11 protein-coding genes and 1 riboswitch are annotated in these 16,388 nt (G+C 65.5%); of the genes, 4 read left to right on the plus strand and 7 right to left on the minus strand.

Annotated elements, in window-relative coordinates; translation table 11 throughout:
* Positions 1 to 39: 39 nt before the first annotated feature.
* The 6 genes from H4O11_RS07610 to ilvC all read right to left on the minus strand — a co-directional run bounded on the left by H4O11_RS07610 (position 40) and on the right by ilvC (position 6,584).
* Positions 40 to 813, minus strand: coding sequence for a class I SAM-dependent methyltransferase (locus H4O11_RS07610; protein ID WP_182338795.1), 774 nt, complete (start codon positions 811 to 813; stop codon positions 40 to 42).
* Positions 814 to 823: 10 nt separating this feature from the next.
* Complete coding sequence (locus H4O11_RS07615; RefSeq protein WP_182338796.1) at positions 824 to 2,413, minus strand: 2-isopropylmalate synthase; 1,590 nt, start codon at positions 2,411 to 2,413, stop codon at positions 824 to 826.
* Entirely contained in the window at positions 2,410 to 3,510 is a 1,101-nt protein-coding gene (locus tag H4O11_RS07620) for a threonine dehydratase (RefSeq protein ID WP_182338797.1), read from the minus strand. Before H4O11_RS07620 ends, H4O11_RS07615 begins: the two co-directional genes overlap by 4 nt.
* Before the next feature lie 87 nt (positions 3,511 to 3,597).
* Positions 3,598 to 3,849 carry an ACT domain-containing protein gene (locus H4O11_RS07625; protein WP_182338798.1) on the minus strand — a complete coding sequence of 84 codons (252 nt, stop codon included), beginning with the start codon at positions 3,847 to 3,849 and terminating at the stop codon, positions 3,598 to 3,600.
* Positions 3,833 to 5,569 carry an acetolactate synthase 2 catalytic subunit gene (ilvG, locus tag H4O11_RS07630; RefSeq protein ID WP_182338799.1) on the minus strand — a complete coding sequence of 579 codons (1,737 nt, stop codon included), beginning with the start codon at positions 5,567 to 5,569 and terminating at the stop codon, positions 3,833 to 3,835. Before ilvG ends, H4O11_RS07625 begins: the two co-directional genes overlap by 17 nt.
* Positions 5,570 to 5,609: 40 nt before the next feature.
* Positions 5,610 to 6,584, minus strand: coding sequence for a ketol-acid reductoisomerase (ilvC, locus tag H4O11_RS07635; protein WP_182338800.1), 975 nt, complete (start codon positions 6,582 to 6,584; stop codon positions 5,610 to 5,612).
* Positions 6,585 to 7,153: 569 nt separating this feature from the next.
* Between ilvC and ggt the strand changes: the two genes are divergently transcribed.
* Entirely contained in the window at positions 7,154 to 8,875 is a 1,722-nt protein-coding gene (gene ggt, locus H4O11_RS07640) for a gamma-glutamyltransferase (RefSeq protein ID WP_182338801.1), read from the plus strand.
* Positions 8,876 to 9,067: 192 nt separating this feature from the next.
* Here the strand turns inward: ggt and H4O11_RS07645 are convergent, their stop codons facing one another.
* A complete protein-coding gene (locus H4O11_RS07645; RefSeq protein ID WP_182338802.1) occupies positions 9,068 to 10,645 on the minus strand; it encodes a BCCT family transporter in 1,578 nt (525 codons plus the stop codon).
* Between the two features lie 281 nt (positions 10,646 to 10,926).
* Positions 10,927 to 11,028: riboswitch (TPP riboswitch) on the plus strand.
* Positions 11,029 to 11,112: 84 nt separating this feature from the next.
* Between H4O11_RS07645 and thiC the strand changes: the two genes are divergently transcribed.
* The 3 genes from thiC (at position 11,113) to H4O11_RS07660 (ending at position 16,298) form a co-directional block, all read left to right on the plus strand.
* Entirely contained in the window at positions 11,113 to 12,900 is a 1,788-nt protein-coding gene (thiC, locus tag H4O11_RS07650) for a phosphomethylpyrimidine synthase ThiC (protein WP_182338803.1), read from the plus strand.
* 93 nt (positions 12,901 to 12,993) lie between these two features.
* On the plus strand, positions 12,994 to 13,671 hold the full coding sequence (locus H4O11_RS07655; RefSeq protein ID WP_182338804.1) for an ion channel: 678 nt from the start codon (positions 12,994 to 12,996) through the stop codon (positions 13,669 to 13,671).
* A gap of 251 nt (positions 13,672 to 13,922) precedes the next feature.
* On the plus strand, positions 13,923 to 16,298 hold the full coding sequence (locus H4O11_RS07660) for a winged helix-turn-helix domain-containing protein (RefSeq protein ID WP_182338805.1): 2,376 nt from the start codon (positions 13,923 to 13,925) through the stop codon (positions 16,296 to 16,298).
* Positions 16,299 to 16,388 lie beyond the last annotated feature (90 nt).

Consider the following 16,388-nt stretch of genomic DNA (forward strand, 5'->3'; position numbering starts at 1 on the left):
CGTTATCAAACATCGGGTACGTGGGGAATGGGGTCAAGTTCAGCGGCGACGGGCGAGCACGCGCAGGCGCACGTAGTCGGCCAGCGGCTGGCCCGCGGCATCGCGGGGCAGGTCCGCAAGCAGGGCACCGACCGCCGAACGCACGTCGCAGGCGGCTTCGGTGGACAGGTCGTCCAGCAGCGGTGAGGCGAACACGCGCAACCAGCCGGCTACACCGGTGGGCAGTGCCGTGGGGCGCTGCACGGTTTCGATCAACTGCACGTGGAAGCCATGCTGGCGCAGCCGATCAGCGTAGCTGTCCGCGTCGGGGAAGTACCAAGCGAAGCGACTGGGTGCGTGTCCATGGGCAACGCGCGCGGCCTGGATGGCGGCGATGATCTTCGCGACGTTGCCATGCCCGCCGAACTCGGCGACGAAGCGTCCGTCGGGCTTCAGTGCACGACGCACGCCGGCCAGCACCCGGTCGGGCTGCTGCATCCAGTGCAGTGCGGCATTGCTGAACACGGCATCGAATTCACCGTCGAAGGCCAGTGCGTGTCCATCCATCACGCGTGCATCGAGGCCGCGCGCACGCGCGGCGACCACCAGTTCAGGCGAGGCGTCCACGCCGGTCACCATCGCGCCGCTGAGCGCCAGCTCGGTGCCCAGCACGCCGTCGCCACAGCCGAGGTCCAGGATGCGTTCGCCGATACGGGGATCAAGCAGGCGCGCGACGGCACTGCCAAGTGCGGGAACGAATCCGGCATCGATGGCGTAATCCTGGGCATTCCAGCGTTGGCCGGCATCGACGGTGACGGGGGCGAAAGCGCTCATCGGGCGGTCCTCAGGCGGTGGCGGTGGCAGCGGTGGTGGCCGGCGAGCTGCTTTCGGCGGCGGCACGCTGGCGCAGCAGGCGATTGGCAACGTCCAGCCAGGCCAGGGCCGAGGCTTCGATGATGTCGCGGCTGGTTCCGGTACCCTCCAGCACCTCGTCCTGGCTGCGTACGCTCAGGTTGGCCTCGCCGCGGGCATCGGCACCGATGCCGACGCTGTGCACCTGGTAGCTGTCCAGCTGCAGGCTGACGCCGGTAGCCGCCGACAGGGCGCCGAACAGTGCGTCGACCGGGCCGTCTCCCTGCGCGGTCTCGGCCACGCGGTTGCCGTCCGGATCGGACAGTTCCACCAGCGCATTTGCGCGGCTGCCGACATCGCTGATGGTCATCGATGCCAGGCGATAACCCTGGTTGCTCGGGCCACCCTGCATCAGCGTCTGCAGGTCCGGATCAGTGACCACGCGCTGCTGTTCGCACAGTGCCTTGAATTGTTCGAAGACCAGTTTCAGTTCTTCTTCTTCCAGCCAGAACCCCAGCGCACGCAGGCGCTGCTCCACGGCGGCGCGCCCGCTGTGGCGGCCCAGCACCATCTGCGAATCTTCCCAGCCGACATCTTCCGGGCGCATGATTTCGTAGGTGCCGCGATGGCGCAGCATGCCATGCTGGTGGATGCCTGACTCATGGGCGAACGCATTGGCGCCGACGATGGCCTTGTTGCGTTGTACCGGCATGCCAACCAGCCGCTGCAGCAACTGCGATGTGGCGACGATGCGCGGGGTATTGATCGCGGTGTCCTGTTCGTAGAAGGCCTGGCGGACCTTCAATGCCATGGTGATCTCCTCCAGCGCGCAGTTGCCCGCACGCTCGCCGATGCCGTTGACAGTGCATTCGACCTGGCGTGCGCCGCCTTCGATCGCCGCCAGCGAATTGGCCACCGCCAGTCCCAGGTCGTTATGGCAGTGCGCACTGAACACCACGTTGGCGGCACCGCCCACGTCGGCCACGCCCGCGATGACCTGCTGGAACATCCTGCGGATCTCTTCGGGCGTGGTGAAGCCGACGGTATCCGGCAGGTTGATGGTGGTCGCGCCGGCGGCAATCGCCACGCGTGCCACTTCGATCAGGTAATCCAGTTCGGTACGGGTCGCATCTTCGGCCGAGAATTCGACATCGTCGATGTGCGAGCGTGCCAGCGACACATGCTTGTGCACGGATTCCAGCACCTGTTCGCGTGTCATCCGCAGCTTGTGCTCGCGGTGCAGGGGGCTGGTGGACAGGAATACGTGCAGGCGCGGATTGGCGGCCGCTTCCAGCGAGCGCAGCGAGGTCTCGATGTCACCGGCCAGGCAGCGCGACAGCACCGCCAGTACAGGCCGCCGGACTTCGTGGGCGATCATGGCCATCGCGTCGCGGTCGGATTGCGAGCTTGCAGGAAATCCGGTTTCGATGACATCCACGCCCAGCTCGTCCAGTGCGCGCGCCATCACCAGCTTCTGCTGTGGGCTCATGCTGCAGCCGGGGGACTGCTCGCCGTCGCGGAGGGTGGTGTCGAAGATGCGGATGCGGTGCGGGGTAATTCGTTCGTTGGTCGGCGTGGTCATGGGGAAGTCTCCTCGACAGCGGGTGCGGCTTCTTGCAGGTGGAAAGGGGAACAAGCAGGTTTCAAAGGCTTGGCGGTGGCCGCGGCGAGCGCAGGCCGGGGAAGTTCAGGGCGTCGTCGACGCGGTTTGCGCGGTGCGCGCGGGCGGACGTCGGTGAGCAGGCCGGCAAGCACCCCGGCATCGATGTTGCCGCCGGAAACCACCGCGAACTTGCGCCGGCCGGCCACGCGTCGGCCAGCGGCCAGGGCGAGCGCGCCAGCGCCTTCGGCGATCAGGTTCTCTTCCAGTGCCAGCCGCACCAGGGTTTCGCGCAGCTCGGCCTCGCGCACGATGACCACGTCGTCCAGCAGCGCCGCGCACAGGCGGCGGGTCAGGAAACCCGGTATCTGGACCCGCACGCCGTCGGCCAGCGAGGCCACGGGTGCGATCGGACGGACATCGCCGCGTATCGCGCGGGCCATGGAGTCGACGCCCTCGACCTGCGCGCCGACAATGCGCACGCCCTGTGATTTCAGCGCAAGGGCGACGCCGGAGGCCAGCCCGCCGCCGCCGATCGGTACGATCACCACGTCAGGGCAGTGCGCGGCGAGCTCGATGCCAACCGTGCCCTGGCCGGCGATGACATCGGGATCGTCGAAGGCGGACAGGAAGCGATAGCCATTGCGCTGCGCCAGGTCCATCGCGAACGCCCACGCTTCGTCATAGCTTTCGCCATGCTGGCGCACCGTGGCGCCCCAGTGGGCGACGCCGGCGACCTTGTTCGCCGGTGCACCGTGCGGCATCACGGTGATGGCCTGCACGCCCAGGCGGTGCGCTGCCCATGCGACGCCCTGTGCATGGTTGCCGGCAGAGGCGCAGATCACCGGCCGCAGGTCGCCGCGCTCGCGGCCGGCCAACAGCGCGTTCAGCGCGCCACGGACCTTGTACGAGCCGGTGCGCTGCAGGTTCTCCAGCTTCAGCCAGGTACCGAAACGTTCGGCATGGTGCAGGGGAGTGGGCGGCAGGAAGCGGCGCAGGCGCGCCTGCGCCGCCAGCACGTCGGCAACGGTTACGTCGCCTACGTCGGTTTCGCCGTTTGCATGGTCAGGCGCGGGCATGGTGATCCATGCGGTGCGCGAGCGTCGGCGGGCACGCGCGGCGAAGAAGACGCCTCCGTGCCGGCACCGCTTGCACGGTACGAGCGTTCATGCTGCCACTCCCTGCAGTTCGGTCACCTGTACCGAGATGCAGTCGTAGATCTTCTCGATCTGCCGGCACAGGGTTTCAGGCGGACGGGTGCCGTCCACCACCAGTTGCAGGTGCCACCGGCCCTGGTCATCGGCATCGGGTGCGCCGTTGATCGCGCGCGGCGCAAAGCCCCGGCGTTCGGCCATGCCGATCACGCGCAGCAGCGCGCCTTCGGCCGGGTACAGCACCAGGTCAAGCCGGTATTGCATTGGGAGCCTCCTGGCTGGCATGGGCCGGATTGGATTCCAGCATCGTGCTGTTGGCGGTATTGGGCGGGACCAGCGGCCACACGTTGGCACGTGCATCGATGGCCACGTGCAGCAGCGCCGGGCCCGGCTCGGCCAGCAGCGCGGCCAGCCCGCCCTCGACGTCATCGCGTACATCGATGCGGCTGGCGGAGATGCCAAACACCTTGGCCAGGGCCACGAAGTCGGGGTTGTCCGACAGGTCGATCTCGCTGTAACGCTCGGCGAAGAACAGTTCCTGCCATTGCCGGACCATGCCCAGCGAACTGTTGTCCAGCAGCACGATCTTCACCGGCAGGCGGCAGCGGGCAATGGTCGCCAGCTCCTGCACGTTCATCATGAAGCTGCCATCGCCGGAAACCAGCACCACGGTACGATCGGGGCAGGCGAACTGTGCACCCATCGCGGCCGGCAGGCCGAAGCCCATGGTGCCCAGCGCGCCGCTGGTCAGGTGGTTGCGCGGGTGGTTGAAACGACAATGCTGGGCGACCCACATCTGATGCTGGCCAACGTCGCAGGCGATCACCGCATCGGCCGGTGCCAGTTCGCTCAGTCGCTTCAGCAGCGCCGGCGCATAGATATGGTTGCCAGGGGCGTCGTAGCGGGCAGCGAACTTCTCGCGGTGCTGCGCACAGCGCTTGCGCCACGCGTCCTGGTGGGCCCTGGGGGAGGGGAAGGCCGCAGCCAGTGCGCGGATTGCCTGCGCGATGTTGCCGGGCACGGCCACGTCGGCGGTACGCAGCTTGGAGATCTCGTAGGCATCGGCATCGACGTGCACGACGCGTGCGAACGGCGCGAACTCGGCCAGTTTGCCGGTGGCACGGTCATCGAAGCGCGCGCCCAGCACCAGCAGCACATCGCAGTCCTGCACCGCCATGTTCGCGGCGCGGGTGCCATGCATGCCCAGCATGCCCAGCGACTGCGGGTGCCCGACCGGCAATGCGCCCAGGCCACGCAGGGTCAGTACGGTCGGGATGCCGCTGGACTCGGCGAACGCGCGCAGGTCCTGCACCGCGTCGCCCAGGGCAATACCGCCACCGGCGTAGATCACCGGTTTCTCGGCGGCGGCGATCGCCGCGATGGCCTCGGCGATGGCCTCGGCGGCAGGTGCCGGCGGTGCCTCCACGTTGGCCGGCACGTGGACAGGCAAGTGGCTGGCATCAGCTACCTGCACGTCCTTGGGCAGGTCGATCAGCACCGGGCCGGGCCTGCCTTCGCGGGCAATGCGGAAGGCGTCGGCGACAATGCGCGGCAGGTCGTCGACGCTGCGCACCAGCCAGCTGTGCTTGACGATCGGCAGGGTCAGGCCGAACACGTCCAGTTCCTGGAACGCATCGGTACCCAGCAGGGGCGTGGCCACCTGTCCGGTGATGCAGACCATCGGCACCGAATCCAGCATGGCGTCGGCGATGCCGGTGACCAGGTTGGATGCGCCCGGGCCGGAGGTGGCGATGCACACGCCGACGCGGCCGCTGGCGCGCGCGAAGCCGTTGGCGGCCAGTGCCGCGCCCTGTTCGTGGCGCACCAGTACATGCTTCAGCCGCGAATCCACCAGCGCATCGTAGAAGGGCATGATGGTGCCGCCCGGATAGCCGAACAGCGTCTGCACGCCTTCGGCCTCCAGGGCCTGGGTCAGCCAGCGCGCGCCGTTGGGCGGCGCGCTGCGTTGTGCGGGGTTGTTCATGGGGAACCTTGCAAAGCGGGTGGGGGGTAGGCCGCGCGGTTTACGCGGCCTGTCCTTGCAACCAGACCATCTTGGCGCGCAGTTCCTTGCCTACCTTTTCGATCGGGTGCTCCAGGTCGGCCTGCTTGAACCTGTTGTAGTTCGGCAGGCCGGCTTCGTATTCGGCTACCCAGTTCTTGGTGAAGGTGCCGTCCTGGATGTCCTTCAGCACTTCCTTCATGCGCTCCTTGGTGCCGGCGTCGATCACGCGCGGGCCACTGACGTAGTCGCCGTACTGAGCGGTCTCGGAGATGAACTCCAGCATCCGCGAGATGCCGCCTTCGTAGAACAGGTCGACGATCAGCTTCAATTCGTGCAGCACTTCGTAATACGCGATCTCCGGCTGGTAGCCAGCTTCCACCAGCGTTTCGAAGCCGGCCTGCACCAGTGCCGAGGCGCCACCGCACAGCACCGCCTGCTCGCCGAACAGGTCGGTCTCGGTTTCTTCCTTGAAGGTGGTCTGGATCAGGTTGGCACGTGCGCCGCCCAGGCCGGCGGCATAGGCCAGCGCCAGCTCGGCGGCCTTGCCGCTCTTGTCCTGGTAGACCGCCCAGATGCACGGCACGCCACGGCCGATCTCATATTCGCGGCGTACCAGCGCGCCCGGTCCCTTCGGCGCGACCAGGACGACGTCGAGGTCTTCGCGCGGGGCGATCATGTTGAAGTGGACATTGAGGCCGTGGGCGAACAGCAGGCAGGCGCCGTGCTTCATGTTCGGTGCCAGGACGTCCTCGTACAGCTTCTTCTGCACCATGTCCGGGGTCAGCACGGCGACCAGGTCGGCATCCTTCACTGCCTCGGCCGGTGCCTTGACGGTGAAGCCGTCCGCCTGTGCCTTGACTTCGGTCGGGCCGCCGGGACGCAGGCCTACCACGACGTCGAAGCCGGATTCACGCAGGTTCAGCGCATGTGCGCGTCCCTGGCTGCCGTAGCCGACAACGGCGATCTTGGTCTGGGGCAGGTCGTTGGTGCTCATCGTGGTGGTTCCTTGCAGAGAGAGTGGGTGAGGGGTGTCACTGGGTCTTGAAACGAAAAAACCCGCGCCGGGGACCGGTGCGGGTTCTGATCGAGTTCCTGTGTGTGTCTGCTGCTTACACGCTGGCTCGTCCCGCTCCTGTGGGCTGGCTAATAAGTACGAGCACGAGAAGCGAACGCAGCGAGGCGGCGCCGATGGCGGCGGGCTCGAAGTTCGGCAGCGGGGGCGTGTGGCGTTGCAACATGGGTCCGAGGAAACCACGTGCGCACGGGTGTGTCAACCCTTTGCGCCGGCTTCGGATTGGTTGCCGGTGCATCCACATGAAAGCCTTGCAGGACGGGCTTCGTTGCGACTGAAACCACTGTCCCATTGGCCCAGCCAGCCGGCCATCCACGCCATTCGCGCGGCTTTGAAAAAAGGGGACGGAGGGGATTAAGTCGCAATTGGCCACGACCAGCTGATTGCGACTTAATCCCCTCCGTCCCCTTTTTTCATGACCTATGCCGGATAGGCAGGGCGGCAAAGACCGGCGACCATCGGGGGAACCCAATTCCTGAAGAAGCCACTCCGTGACCCGACACCTTGTCCGTTGCCTGCTTGCCGCTGGTTTGCTGGCTGCTCTTCCGACTGTATCCCCCGCCGCCGACCGCATCACCGGCCACGGATTCGCTACCCGTTCGGAAGTCATCGCGCCACATGCGATGGCCGCCACCTCGCAGCCGCTGGCGACCCAGATCGCGCTGGACGTGATGAAAGACGGTGGCAGTGCCGTCGATGCCGCGGTTGCCGCCAATGCGGCGCTCGGCCTGATGGAGCCGACCGGCAACGGCGTCGGTGGCGATCTGTTTGCCATCGTATGGGACCCGAAGACGCAGAAACTGTACGGCTACAACGGCTCAGGCCGTTCGCCGAAGTCGCTCACCCTGGCCGAATTCCAGCGCCGTGGCCTGAAGGAGATTCCCGCCACCGGTCCGTTGCCGGTATCGGTGCCCGGCGCGGTCGATGGCTGGTTTGCTTTGCACGAGCGGTTCGGCCGCAAACCGATGGCCGACAACCTGGCGCCCGCCATCCGCTATGCGCGGCAGGGACATCCGGTGGCGGAGGTGATTGCGTATTACTGGGACCGCTCGGTACCCCGTCTGTCGCAGTATCCAGGCTTCAAGGAGCAGTTCACCATCGATGGGCATGCCCCGCGCAAGGGTGAGATGTGGAAGAACCCGAACCTGGCCGACACCCTGCAGAAGATCGCCGATGGCGGACGCGATGCGTTCTACAAGGGCGACATCGCCCGTACGATCGGCACCTATTTCAAGGCCAATGGCGGCTACCTGAGCTACGACGACATGGCCAGCCACCATGGTGAGTGGGTCGACCCGGTCAGCAGCAATTATCGTGGCTATGACGTGTGGGAGTTGCCGCCCAACAGCCAGGGCATTGCCGCGCTGCAGATCCTCAACGTACTGGAAGGTTACGATTTCTCGAAGATTCCGTTCGGTTCGCCCGAGCACGTGCACTTGTTCGTGGAAGCCAAGAAGCTGGCATTCGCCGACCGTGCCCGCTTCTACGCCGACATGGCGTTCCAGCCTGCAGCGCCGGTGCAGAAGCTGATCTCCAAGGAATATGCCGCCGAGCGACGTGCATTGATTTCGATGGACAAGGCGTTGAAGGAAGTGCAGCCGGGGACGCCGAAGCAGTTGGAGGAAGGCGATACGATCTACATGACGGTGGCCGATGCCGACGGCATGATGGTCTCGCTGATCCAGTCCAACTACCGGGGCATGGGTAGCGGCATGGCTCCTCCGGGCCTGGGCTTCATCCTGCAGGATCGCGGCGAGATGTTCGTGCTGCAGAAGGATCATCCCAACGGTTATGCACCCGGCAAGCGGCCGTTCCAGACCATCATCCCCGGCTTCATCACCAAGGGCGGCAAACCGTATGCCAGCTTCGGCGTGATGGGTGGGGCGATGCAGCCGCAGGGCCACGCGCAGATCGTGATGAACCTGGTCGACTTCGGCATGAACCTGCAGGAGGCCGGTGATGCGCCGCGTATCCAGCATGATGGCTCCACCGAACCCACCGGGCAGGCCACGGCGATGAGCGACGGTGGCGAGGTCAACCTGGAAACTGGATTTCCGTATGAAACAATCCGCGCGTTGATGCGCAAGGGCCACCGGGTGGTATTTGCCGACGGCCCATACGGCGGTTACCAGGCGATCCTGCGTGATCCGGACACCGGTGTGTATTACGGCGCCTCGGAGAGCCGCAAGGATGGGCAGGCGGCGGGGTACTGATCGAACGGGTGTGTAACCCCCGCCCGGCCATCGACAGGCCATGCACACGTCGACGTAGCGCCGGGCCATGCCCGGCGGAATGGGGGGATGGGCAGGGCGGGTCCATGGCCCGCTGCCGTTCGCGCAACGCCGGAAGCAGGAGCGGCGGGTCACGGACCCGCCCTGTACCGGCGCCCCGTTATCCCGCCACCCTCAGTCGCGATCCTGCGCGGCGGCTGATTCGATGCGGGTTTCTTCCTGGGCCGCCATCTCCCGCTCTATCCAGGATTCGATCATGTGCCGCGCGCGTTGTGCCTGGCGACGCTCCCGTGTGTACTCGAAATCCAGCACCCTGTAGAGCGAGACCATCACCAGCACCATCAACAGCGCGAAGGGCAGGGCCGCGATGGTGATCATGCCCTGCAGCGCGTCCAGCCCACCGGCAAGCAGCAACGCCGCAGCGATCAGCGCCACGGCCACGCCCCACGCCATCTTGCGTTTCAGCGGTGGATCGCCTGCTTCTTCGGTGGACATGCTGGCCAGCACCAGCACCGCCGAGTCGGCGGAAGTGACAAAGAAGATCATCAGCAACACCAGCGCCACGCTGGCCAGCACCACCGGCATGGGCAGGCTGTCGAACATGGTGAACAGCACGGTTTCGTAACCATTGCCCAGCGCCTGGACCAGATCCACGTGGCCGAACAATTGCGACCACAACGCGGTGCCGCCGAATACCGAGAACCACAGGAAGCCGAGCACGGTCGGTGCCACCACCACGCCGATCACGAACTCGCGCACGGTACGCCCACGGGAAACCCGGGCGATGAACGAGCCGACGAACGGAGCCCAGCTGATCCACCATGCCCAGTAGAAGATGGTCCAGTCCGCCACCCAGGTGCTGCCGGAGAACGGGGACATGCGCAGGCTCATCGTCACCAGTGAGTTGAGATAGGAGCCGAGCGTGGTGGTGAAGGTATCGAAGATGAAGCCGGTGGGGCCAAGCACCAGCAGCGCGGCCAGCAGCAACGCGGCCAGGCCGAGGTTGAAGTTCGACAGCCACTTGATGCCGCGGTCCACGCCGCTGCTGGTGGACAACATGTAGAGCACGAACGCCACGGCGATGATGGTCATCTGCACCGGGACGCTGGCGGTGATGCCGAACACCCGCTGCAGGCCCGCGGCTATCTGCACCGTGCCGAAGCCCAGCGTGGTGGCTACCCCGATCGCAGTGGACACCACGGCGGCGATGTTCACGGTGTGCCCGATCCAGCCACGATGGTGGCGACCGATCACTGGCTGCAGCATGTCGCTGACCAGTCCGCGGCCATTGCGGTTGTACTGGAACCATGCCATTGCCAGGCCGATCAACGCATAGATGGCCCACGGGTGCAGGCCCCAATGGAAGAACGAATAGCGCATCGAGGCCCGCGCTGCCTCCATGCTCAGCGGGGCCAGCCCCTCGGGTGGCTTGACGAAGTGCGAGACCGGCTCGGCTGCGCCCCAGAACACCAGCCCGATGCCCATGCCGGCGGCGAACAGCATCGACAGCCAACTGGGGTTGGAGAACTCCGGTTCGGCGTCCTCGCCGCCGATGCGCAGGTTGCCGAGGCGACCGAACGCCAGGTACATCAGGAACGTGAGGGCCATGAACACGACCAGCAGGTACAGCCAGCCGACACCCCGGATGACCTCGGCCAGAGCGACCTGGACCACGGCGTTGAAGGGGCCGGGCAACAAGCCGGCAAGCAGCACCAGTACGGTGACCAGCGCGATGGAAATTCGAAACACCATGAAGGAGCTTCTCCGATCAGCGAATGAGGGGAGCGAGCAGCAGCTTGCACCATGCGACGGTGCCATGGGCACGGCCGTGGACGACAGCCGCATCGGGCGGCACGCACTCCAGGCAGGGAATGTGCCGGCGCAGTGTAACTCCCTGCGTCGTCATGACCGCGTCAGTCCAGCACGCGCATCCGATGGTCCCATGACGCTGCAGGAACCATCGCTGGCAGCATGCGACGGCGCGTGCCCACGGCGTACCATGTCATCGCGATACGCATTCTGTGGTTTAATCCCGGCCGAAGCGGGGGTACCGAGGCTGCAAGGCCACGGTTGAGATAGTCCCTTGGAACCTGATCCGGCTGATACCGGCGTAGGGAAGCTTCGCAATGATGGAGGTGCGTGGAACCCCGCCCAGGGGAGGTCCGCGCGCATGCATCAGTGCGCCGCCGCTTCGTCCCTGAATCCACTGGACGATGCCGATGAACGCACAGCTCTCTGCCCTGCAGCAACAGGCCCAACAACTCTCCGGATCGGTCACCCGGCCGATTCCAGGCTCACGCAAGATCCACGTCGAAGGTTCCCGCCGCGACCTCCAGGTGCCCATGCGCGAGATCGTGCTGGCCCGCACTCCTGCCTTGTTCGGTGGTGGCGAGAACGCCCCCCTCACCGTCTACGACACCTCCGGTCCGTACACTGATCCGGGCGCCCACATCGATCTGTCGGCTGGCCTGCCTGCGTTGCGCGCGGCATGGGTTGCCGAACGCGGCGATACCGAGGCGCTCGATGGCCCGGGCTCCCTGTTTGGCCGCTCCCGCGAGACAGACGCGCGGCTGGATCCGGTGCGCTTCCCTGCACGCAACCAACCGCGTCGCGCCTTGGCCGGCGCCAATGTCACCCAGATGCATTACGCACGCCGCGGCATCATCACGCCGGAGATGGAGTTCGTGGCGATCCGCGAGAGCCAGCGCCTGGAGGCAGTACGGGATGCGGATCTGTTGAAACAGCACGCGGGGGTGTCCTTCGGTGCATCGATCCCGAAGATCATCACGCCGGAATTCGTCCGCGACGAGATTGCGCGCGGACGCGCCGTGCTGCCCAACAACATCAACCACCCGGAAAGCGAGCCGATGATCATCGGCCGCAATTTCCTGACCAAGATCAACGCCAACATCGGCAACAGCGCGGTGTCCTCGGGCATCGCCGAGGAAGTGGAGAAGCTGGTGTGGGCGATCCGCTGGGGAGGCGACACGGTGATGGACCTGTCCACCGGGAAGCACATCCATGAGACGCGCGAGTGGATCATCCGCAACTCGCCGGTGGCGATCGGTACGGTACCGATCTACCAGGCATTGGAGAAGGTCGATGGGCGTGCAGAGGACCTGAGCTGGGAGATATTCCGCGACACCCTGATCGAGCAGGCCGAGCAGGGCGTGGATTACTTCACCATCCACGCTGGAGTGCTGCAACGGCATGTGCCGTTGGCCGCCAAACGGGTCACCGGCATCGTGTCGCGGGGCGGCAGCATCCTGGCCAAATGGTGCCTTGCCCATCGCAGGGAAAATTTCCTCTACACCCATTTCGAAGACATCTGCGAGATCATGAAGGCCTACGACGTGACCTTCTCGCTGGGCGATGGCCTTCGTCCCGGCTGCATCGCCGACGCCAACGACGCGGCGCAGTTCGCGGAGCTGGAAACGCTGGGCGAACTGACCAGGGTCGCGTGGAAGCATGACGTGCAGACCATGGTCGAAGGTCCCGGGCATGTGCCGATGCAGCTGATCAAGGAGAACATGGACAAGCAGTTGCGGGAGTGTGGCGAGGCACCGTTCTACACGCTGGGGCCCCTGACCACGGACATCGCGCCGGGTTACGACCACATCACCAGTGCGATCGGTGCGACGATGATCGGCTGGTATGGCACGGCAATGCTCTGCTATGTCACCCCGAAGGAGCACCTGGGCCTGCCCAATCGCCAGGATGTGCGCGACGGCATCATGGCCTACCGCATCGCCGCACATGCCTCGGACCTGGCCAAGGGCCATCCCGGCGCGCAGGTGCGCGACAACGCATTGAGCAAGGCACGCTTCGAATTCCGCTGGGAAGACCAGTTCCATCTCGGCCTGGACCCGGAGAAGGCCAGGGAGTTCCATGACGAAACCCTGCCCAAGGAGGCGCACAAGCAAGCCCACTTCTGCTCCATGTGTGGCCCGCACTTCTGCTCGATGAAGATCAGCCAGGACGTGCGCGATGCACATGCCGATGGATGAAGATCGTTGACGGGGGCGCCGTCGCGCCGGTGGAGCATGGCCCGGATCCATCCCGGGCGGTATCCTCCGGCCATCGTCCAACGGTGCCCTGCGATGTCGACCCCGTTTGCCCTCCGTTGGCTGGCCCTTGCCCGGCGCCATCCTTCAGCCTGGTTGCTCGGCGTGCAGCTGCTCGGGGTGCTGCTGTACCCGGCGATGGACGAAACAGCGGCAGGCCGCGCCGTGTTCGGTACGTTCGGCATCGCGGTGCTCGGCCTGGCGCTGTGGGTGGTCCAGCGCAGCCCACTGGGTACCTGGCTGGCACTGCTGTTGGCCATTCCTTCGGTGGTGTTCTCCATCGCTGCCGTCATGCTGGGCAGGAGCAGCCTGGGCACCGCCGCACAGTTGCTGGAGTGCCTGCTGTACTTCTATACCGCCGGCGCGCTGATCGCCTACATGCTGCAGGACCACAAGGTCACCCGCGACGAACTGTTCGCGGTGGGCGCGACTTTCACCCTGCTGGCGTGGGCATTCGCTTTCGCATTCTCGGTCTGCCAGCAGTGGTATCCGGGCAGTTTCCTCGCCGCCACGACGACCGGGACACGCACGTGGATGGAGTTGCTTTATCTAAGCTTCAGTTTACTGAGCGGCGTGGGCCTCAGCGATGTCATTCCAGTACATCCGCAAGCGCGCGCATTGGTAATGCTGGCGCAGTTTTCAGGGGTAATGTACGTGGCGCTGGTGGTGTCGCGGCTGGTCGGATTGACCATGCTGCAGGGTCCACGAAAATGAATGCCAGATAAAAAAATCGCGCCCAGAGGGGCGCGAATAGTAAAACTGATTATCTGAATACGTAGGCGAGAGAGTGCCTGATGTCCGCCGCAGCATGTGCGGTTAACGCGCATAGGCTAGTATTCGCGCGCTTCAGTTGTTTTGCGATATGGGTCCATGCTGTTTGCAGAGTCTGGCTGTTCGTGTGTTCCGCGTAATGGAATCCTCGCGCGCCTGGCTGGCACGACACCTGCCACCCGCGTACGAGAATGATGACCATCAGTAGCAGCCCTTCCCACGACGCTGACATCCTGCGCATCGGCGAATGCACCGTGACTCTTTCGTCACGTGAAGTGCAGGTTCCTGGGGTACGTCGCCTGCGCCGACTGACCCCCAAGGCAGTGGGCGTGCTGCGCGTGCTGGCGCGCAGCAATGGGCGCGTAGTGACGCGCGATGAGCTGTTCGCCGAGGTATGGCCGGATACCTTGCCGACCAATGACGTGCTCACCCAGGCAATCACCCAGTTGCGCAAGGCCTTTGCGGGCGACAGCGACGGCGGGACGGCCTATATCGAAACCATCGCCAAGACCGGCTATCGCCTGCTGGTCCCGGTATGCGTGGACGACGTGCCTGCGCTGCCAAGGCAATCCGCACGGGTGGACGAAAAGGGCGACGAGGCAGGACCGGATCCGCTCCCCGTGGGTTCCCTGACCGATACCGGTGCTGCGGCCGACGACGAAGCGACGCCGGCACTGGAGCTGGACGGAGCAGCCACATCGGCTGTGGTACCGCAGCACAGCCGAAGTTCCTGGCGTCGGACCCGACGATGGATGTTGCTGGGTGTCGGTATCGTGATGCTGGTTGCGCTGGCGGTAATGGCATGGCTGCTGCAGCGCAGCTCTGGGCCAACACCGCTGGACGCGGCCGTGGAAAACGGCACACGGGTCATCGGCAGTCCGCAGCGGCCTTACCGGCTGATCACGGCCGGCACGGGCTTCGAGACCTACCCGACGATGTCGCCCGATGGATCGCAGGTTGCCTATGAGGCCAGCGGCGACGATGGCCAGGGCGGACAGATCAAGCTGCAGACCTCCGGCAACGCGCCCGCGCGCAACCTGGTGGAACGACCGCCGGGTGCGATGGACCGGTTCCCCAACTGGTCGCCCGACGGTCGTGAGATCGCATTTGCGCGCTTCTTCGACGATGGCCGCTGCCAGGTGCTGATCGCCAGCGCGACCGGTGGCAACCTGCGCCAGGCCACGCGCTGTGACGGGACCGAACTGCTCAGTTTCGATTGGATGCCCGATGGCCGTGAACTGGTGTTCGGCAGCATGGTCGGTGCGTTCGCTCACCGGGGAATCCGGGTGCTGGAGCTGGGCAGCGGCAAATGGCGCGCTCTGGACTATCCGGCACAGGATGATGATTTCGACTATGCACCGCGTGTGTCCCCGGATGGGCGATGGCTGGTGTTCGTGCGTAACCCGCAGGTCGGTGACCTGTGGCGCATGCCGGCCGAAGGCGGTCCATTGGAGCCGCTTACCGATGATGCGGCGGAAATCCGCGGATGGGCATGGCTGAGCGACAGCCGTCATATCGTGTTCGGGCGCCGGGTCGACAGCGAGGTACGCCTGTACCAGTTGGACACCGGCACCCGGACCCTGCGCGACGTGGGCCTGGACGATGCCCAGTGGCCGGCCGTCGCACGCAACAGCAACATGCTGGCTTTCGTCCATCGCAAGGCGCAGTTCGGCCTGTTCAAAGTGCCGGTGCACGAGCCTGCCAAGGCTGAGCGACTGTTTCCCTCCAGCGGCCGTGACAGCCAGCCGATGCTGGCCCCTGACGGCCAGCAGTTGGTATTCGCGTCCGACCGCTCCGGCAGCTATGCCTTGTGGTGGGCCGATCTGCAGTCGCCGCAGTCGTTGCGGCCGATCCAGGGCCTGCGGCCGGATACCCGGCAGTCGCCGGACTGGTCGCCCGACAGCCGCCACCTGCTGATGGTAGGCCGCGATGACCACGGTGAATCGCTGGTATACGAAATCACCCCGCGCGACGAGCAACTGTCCGTGCTGCCGGTTCCCGCGACGCGGCCACTGCAGGCGCTGTATACCGCCGACCCGACGCAGTTGCTGGTGATCGAACGCGATGACGACCAGCGCACCAGGCTCAGCCTGTACGATAGGCGGACGGTGCCGTGGCAGCGGCTTGCCACCCTGGAAGGTGTCTCCCAGGCTCGCTTCGACGCGGGTCGCCAGCATGTGTTGTTCGCCCGATTCGGTTCGGGCGGGCTGTGGATGGCCGATTCCACGCTGGCTGCAGCGAGCGTGCAGCAGGTCAGCACGGACAGGCCTTCGCGCTGGCGCTATCGGAACTGGGCGGTGGCGTCGGGTGGCAGGATCGACTACGTCGATGACTGGGCCGGTTGCAGCACCGGGTTGTTGCGGATCGGTGCGTCCTCCCCACCGCAATCGCACTGCGTGGACGCGAAACGGCTGAGCGCCGGCAACGGATTCAGCGTCAGTGCCGATGGGAATGACCTGTACGTATCGATCGCAGTCACCGACGGTGCGGATATCGGGGTGATGCCGTTGCCCGATGCATCTGTGGACATCTTTCCGGCCTTTATCAAGCCATTGATGCTGAAGGAATAAATTCCTTCACAAGTCTTTCGTATTGCCATCGTGTCGATTTCGTCGCGAAGTCGTGTCGACGTCCTGACGGCCGCCACCTGATTTGGCAAA

This window comes from Stenotrophomonas tumulicola, assembly GCF_014117215.1.
GTDB lineage: Bacteria > Pseudomonadota > Gammaproteobacteria > Xanthomonadales > Xanthomonadaceae > Stenotrophomonas > Stenotrophomonas tumulicola.

Excerpts from the sequence above, each read along its gene's own strand:
- ilvG (WP_182338799.1), bottom strand. The coding sequence starts at position 5,569 with ATGAACAACCCCGCACAACGCAGCGCGCCGCCCAACGGCGCGCGCTGG.
- thiC (WP_182338803.1), top strand. The coding sequence starts at position 11,113 with ATGAACGCACAGCTCTCTGCCCTGCAGCAACAGGCCCAACAACTCTCC.
- H4O11_RS07645 (WP_182338802.1), bottom strand. The coding sequence starts at position 10,645 with ATGGTGTTTCGAATTTCCATCGCGCTGGTCACCGTACTGGTGCTGCTT.
- ilvC (WP_182338800.1), bottom strand. The coding sequence starts at position 6,584 with ATGAGCACCAACGACCTGCCCCAGACCAAGATCGCCGTTGTCGGCTAC.
- H4O11_RS07610 (WP_182338795.1), bottom strand. The coding sequence starts at position 813 with ATGAGCGCTTTCGCCCCCGTCACCGTCGATGCCGGCCAACGCTGGAAT.
- H4O11_RS07625 (WP_182338798.1), bottom strand. The coding sequence starts at position 3,849 with ATGCAATACCGGCTTGACCTGGTGCTGTACCCGGCCGAAGGCGCGCTG.
- H4O11_RS07660 (WP_182338805.1), top strand. The coding sequence starts at position 13,923 with ATGACCATCAGTAGCAGCCCTTCCCACGACGCTGACATCCTGCGCATC.
- H4O11_RS07655 (WP_182338804.1), top strand. The coding sequence starts at position 12,994 with ATGTCGACCCCGTTTGCCCTCCGTTGGCTGGCCCTTGCCCGGCGCCAT.
- H4O11_RS07615 (WP_182338796.1), bottom strand. The coding sequence starts at position 2,413 with ATGACCACGCCGACCAACGAACGAATTACCCCGCACCGCATCCGCATC.
- H4O11_RS07620 (WP_182338797.1), bottom strand. The coding sequence starts at position 3,510 with ATGCCCGCGCCTGACCATGCAAACGGCGAAACCGACGTAGGCGACGTA.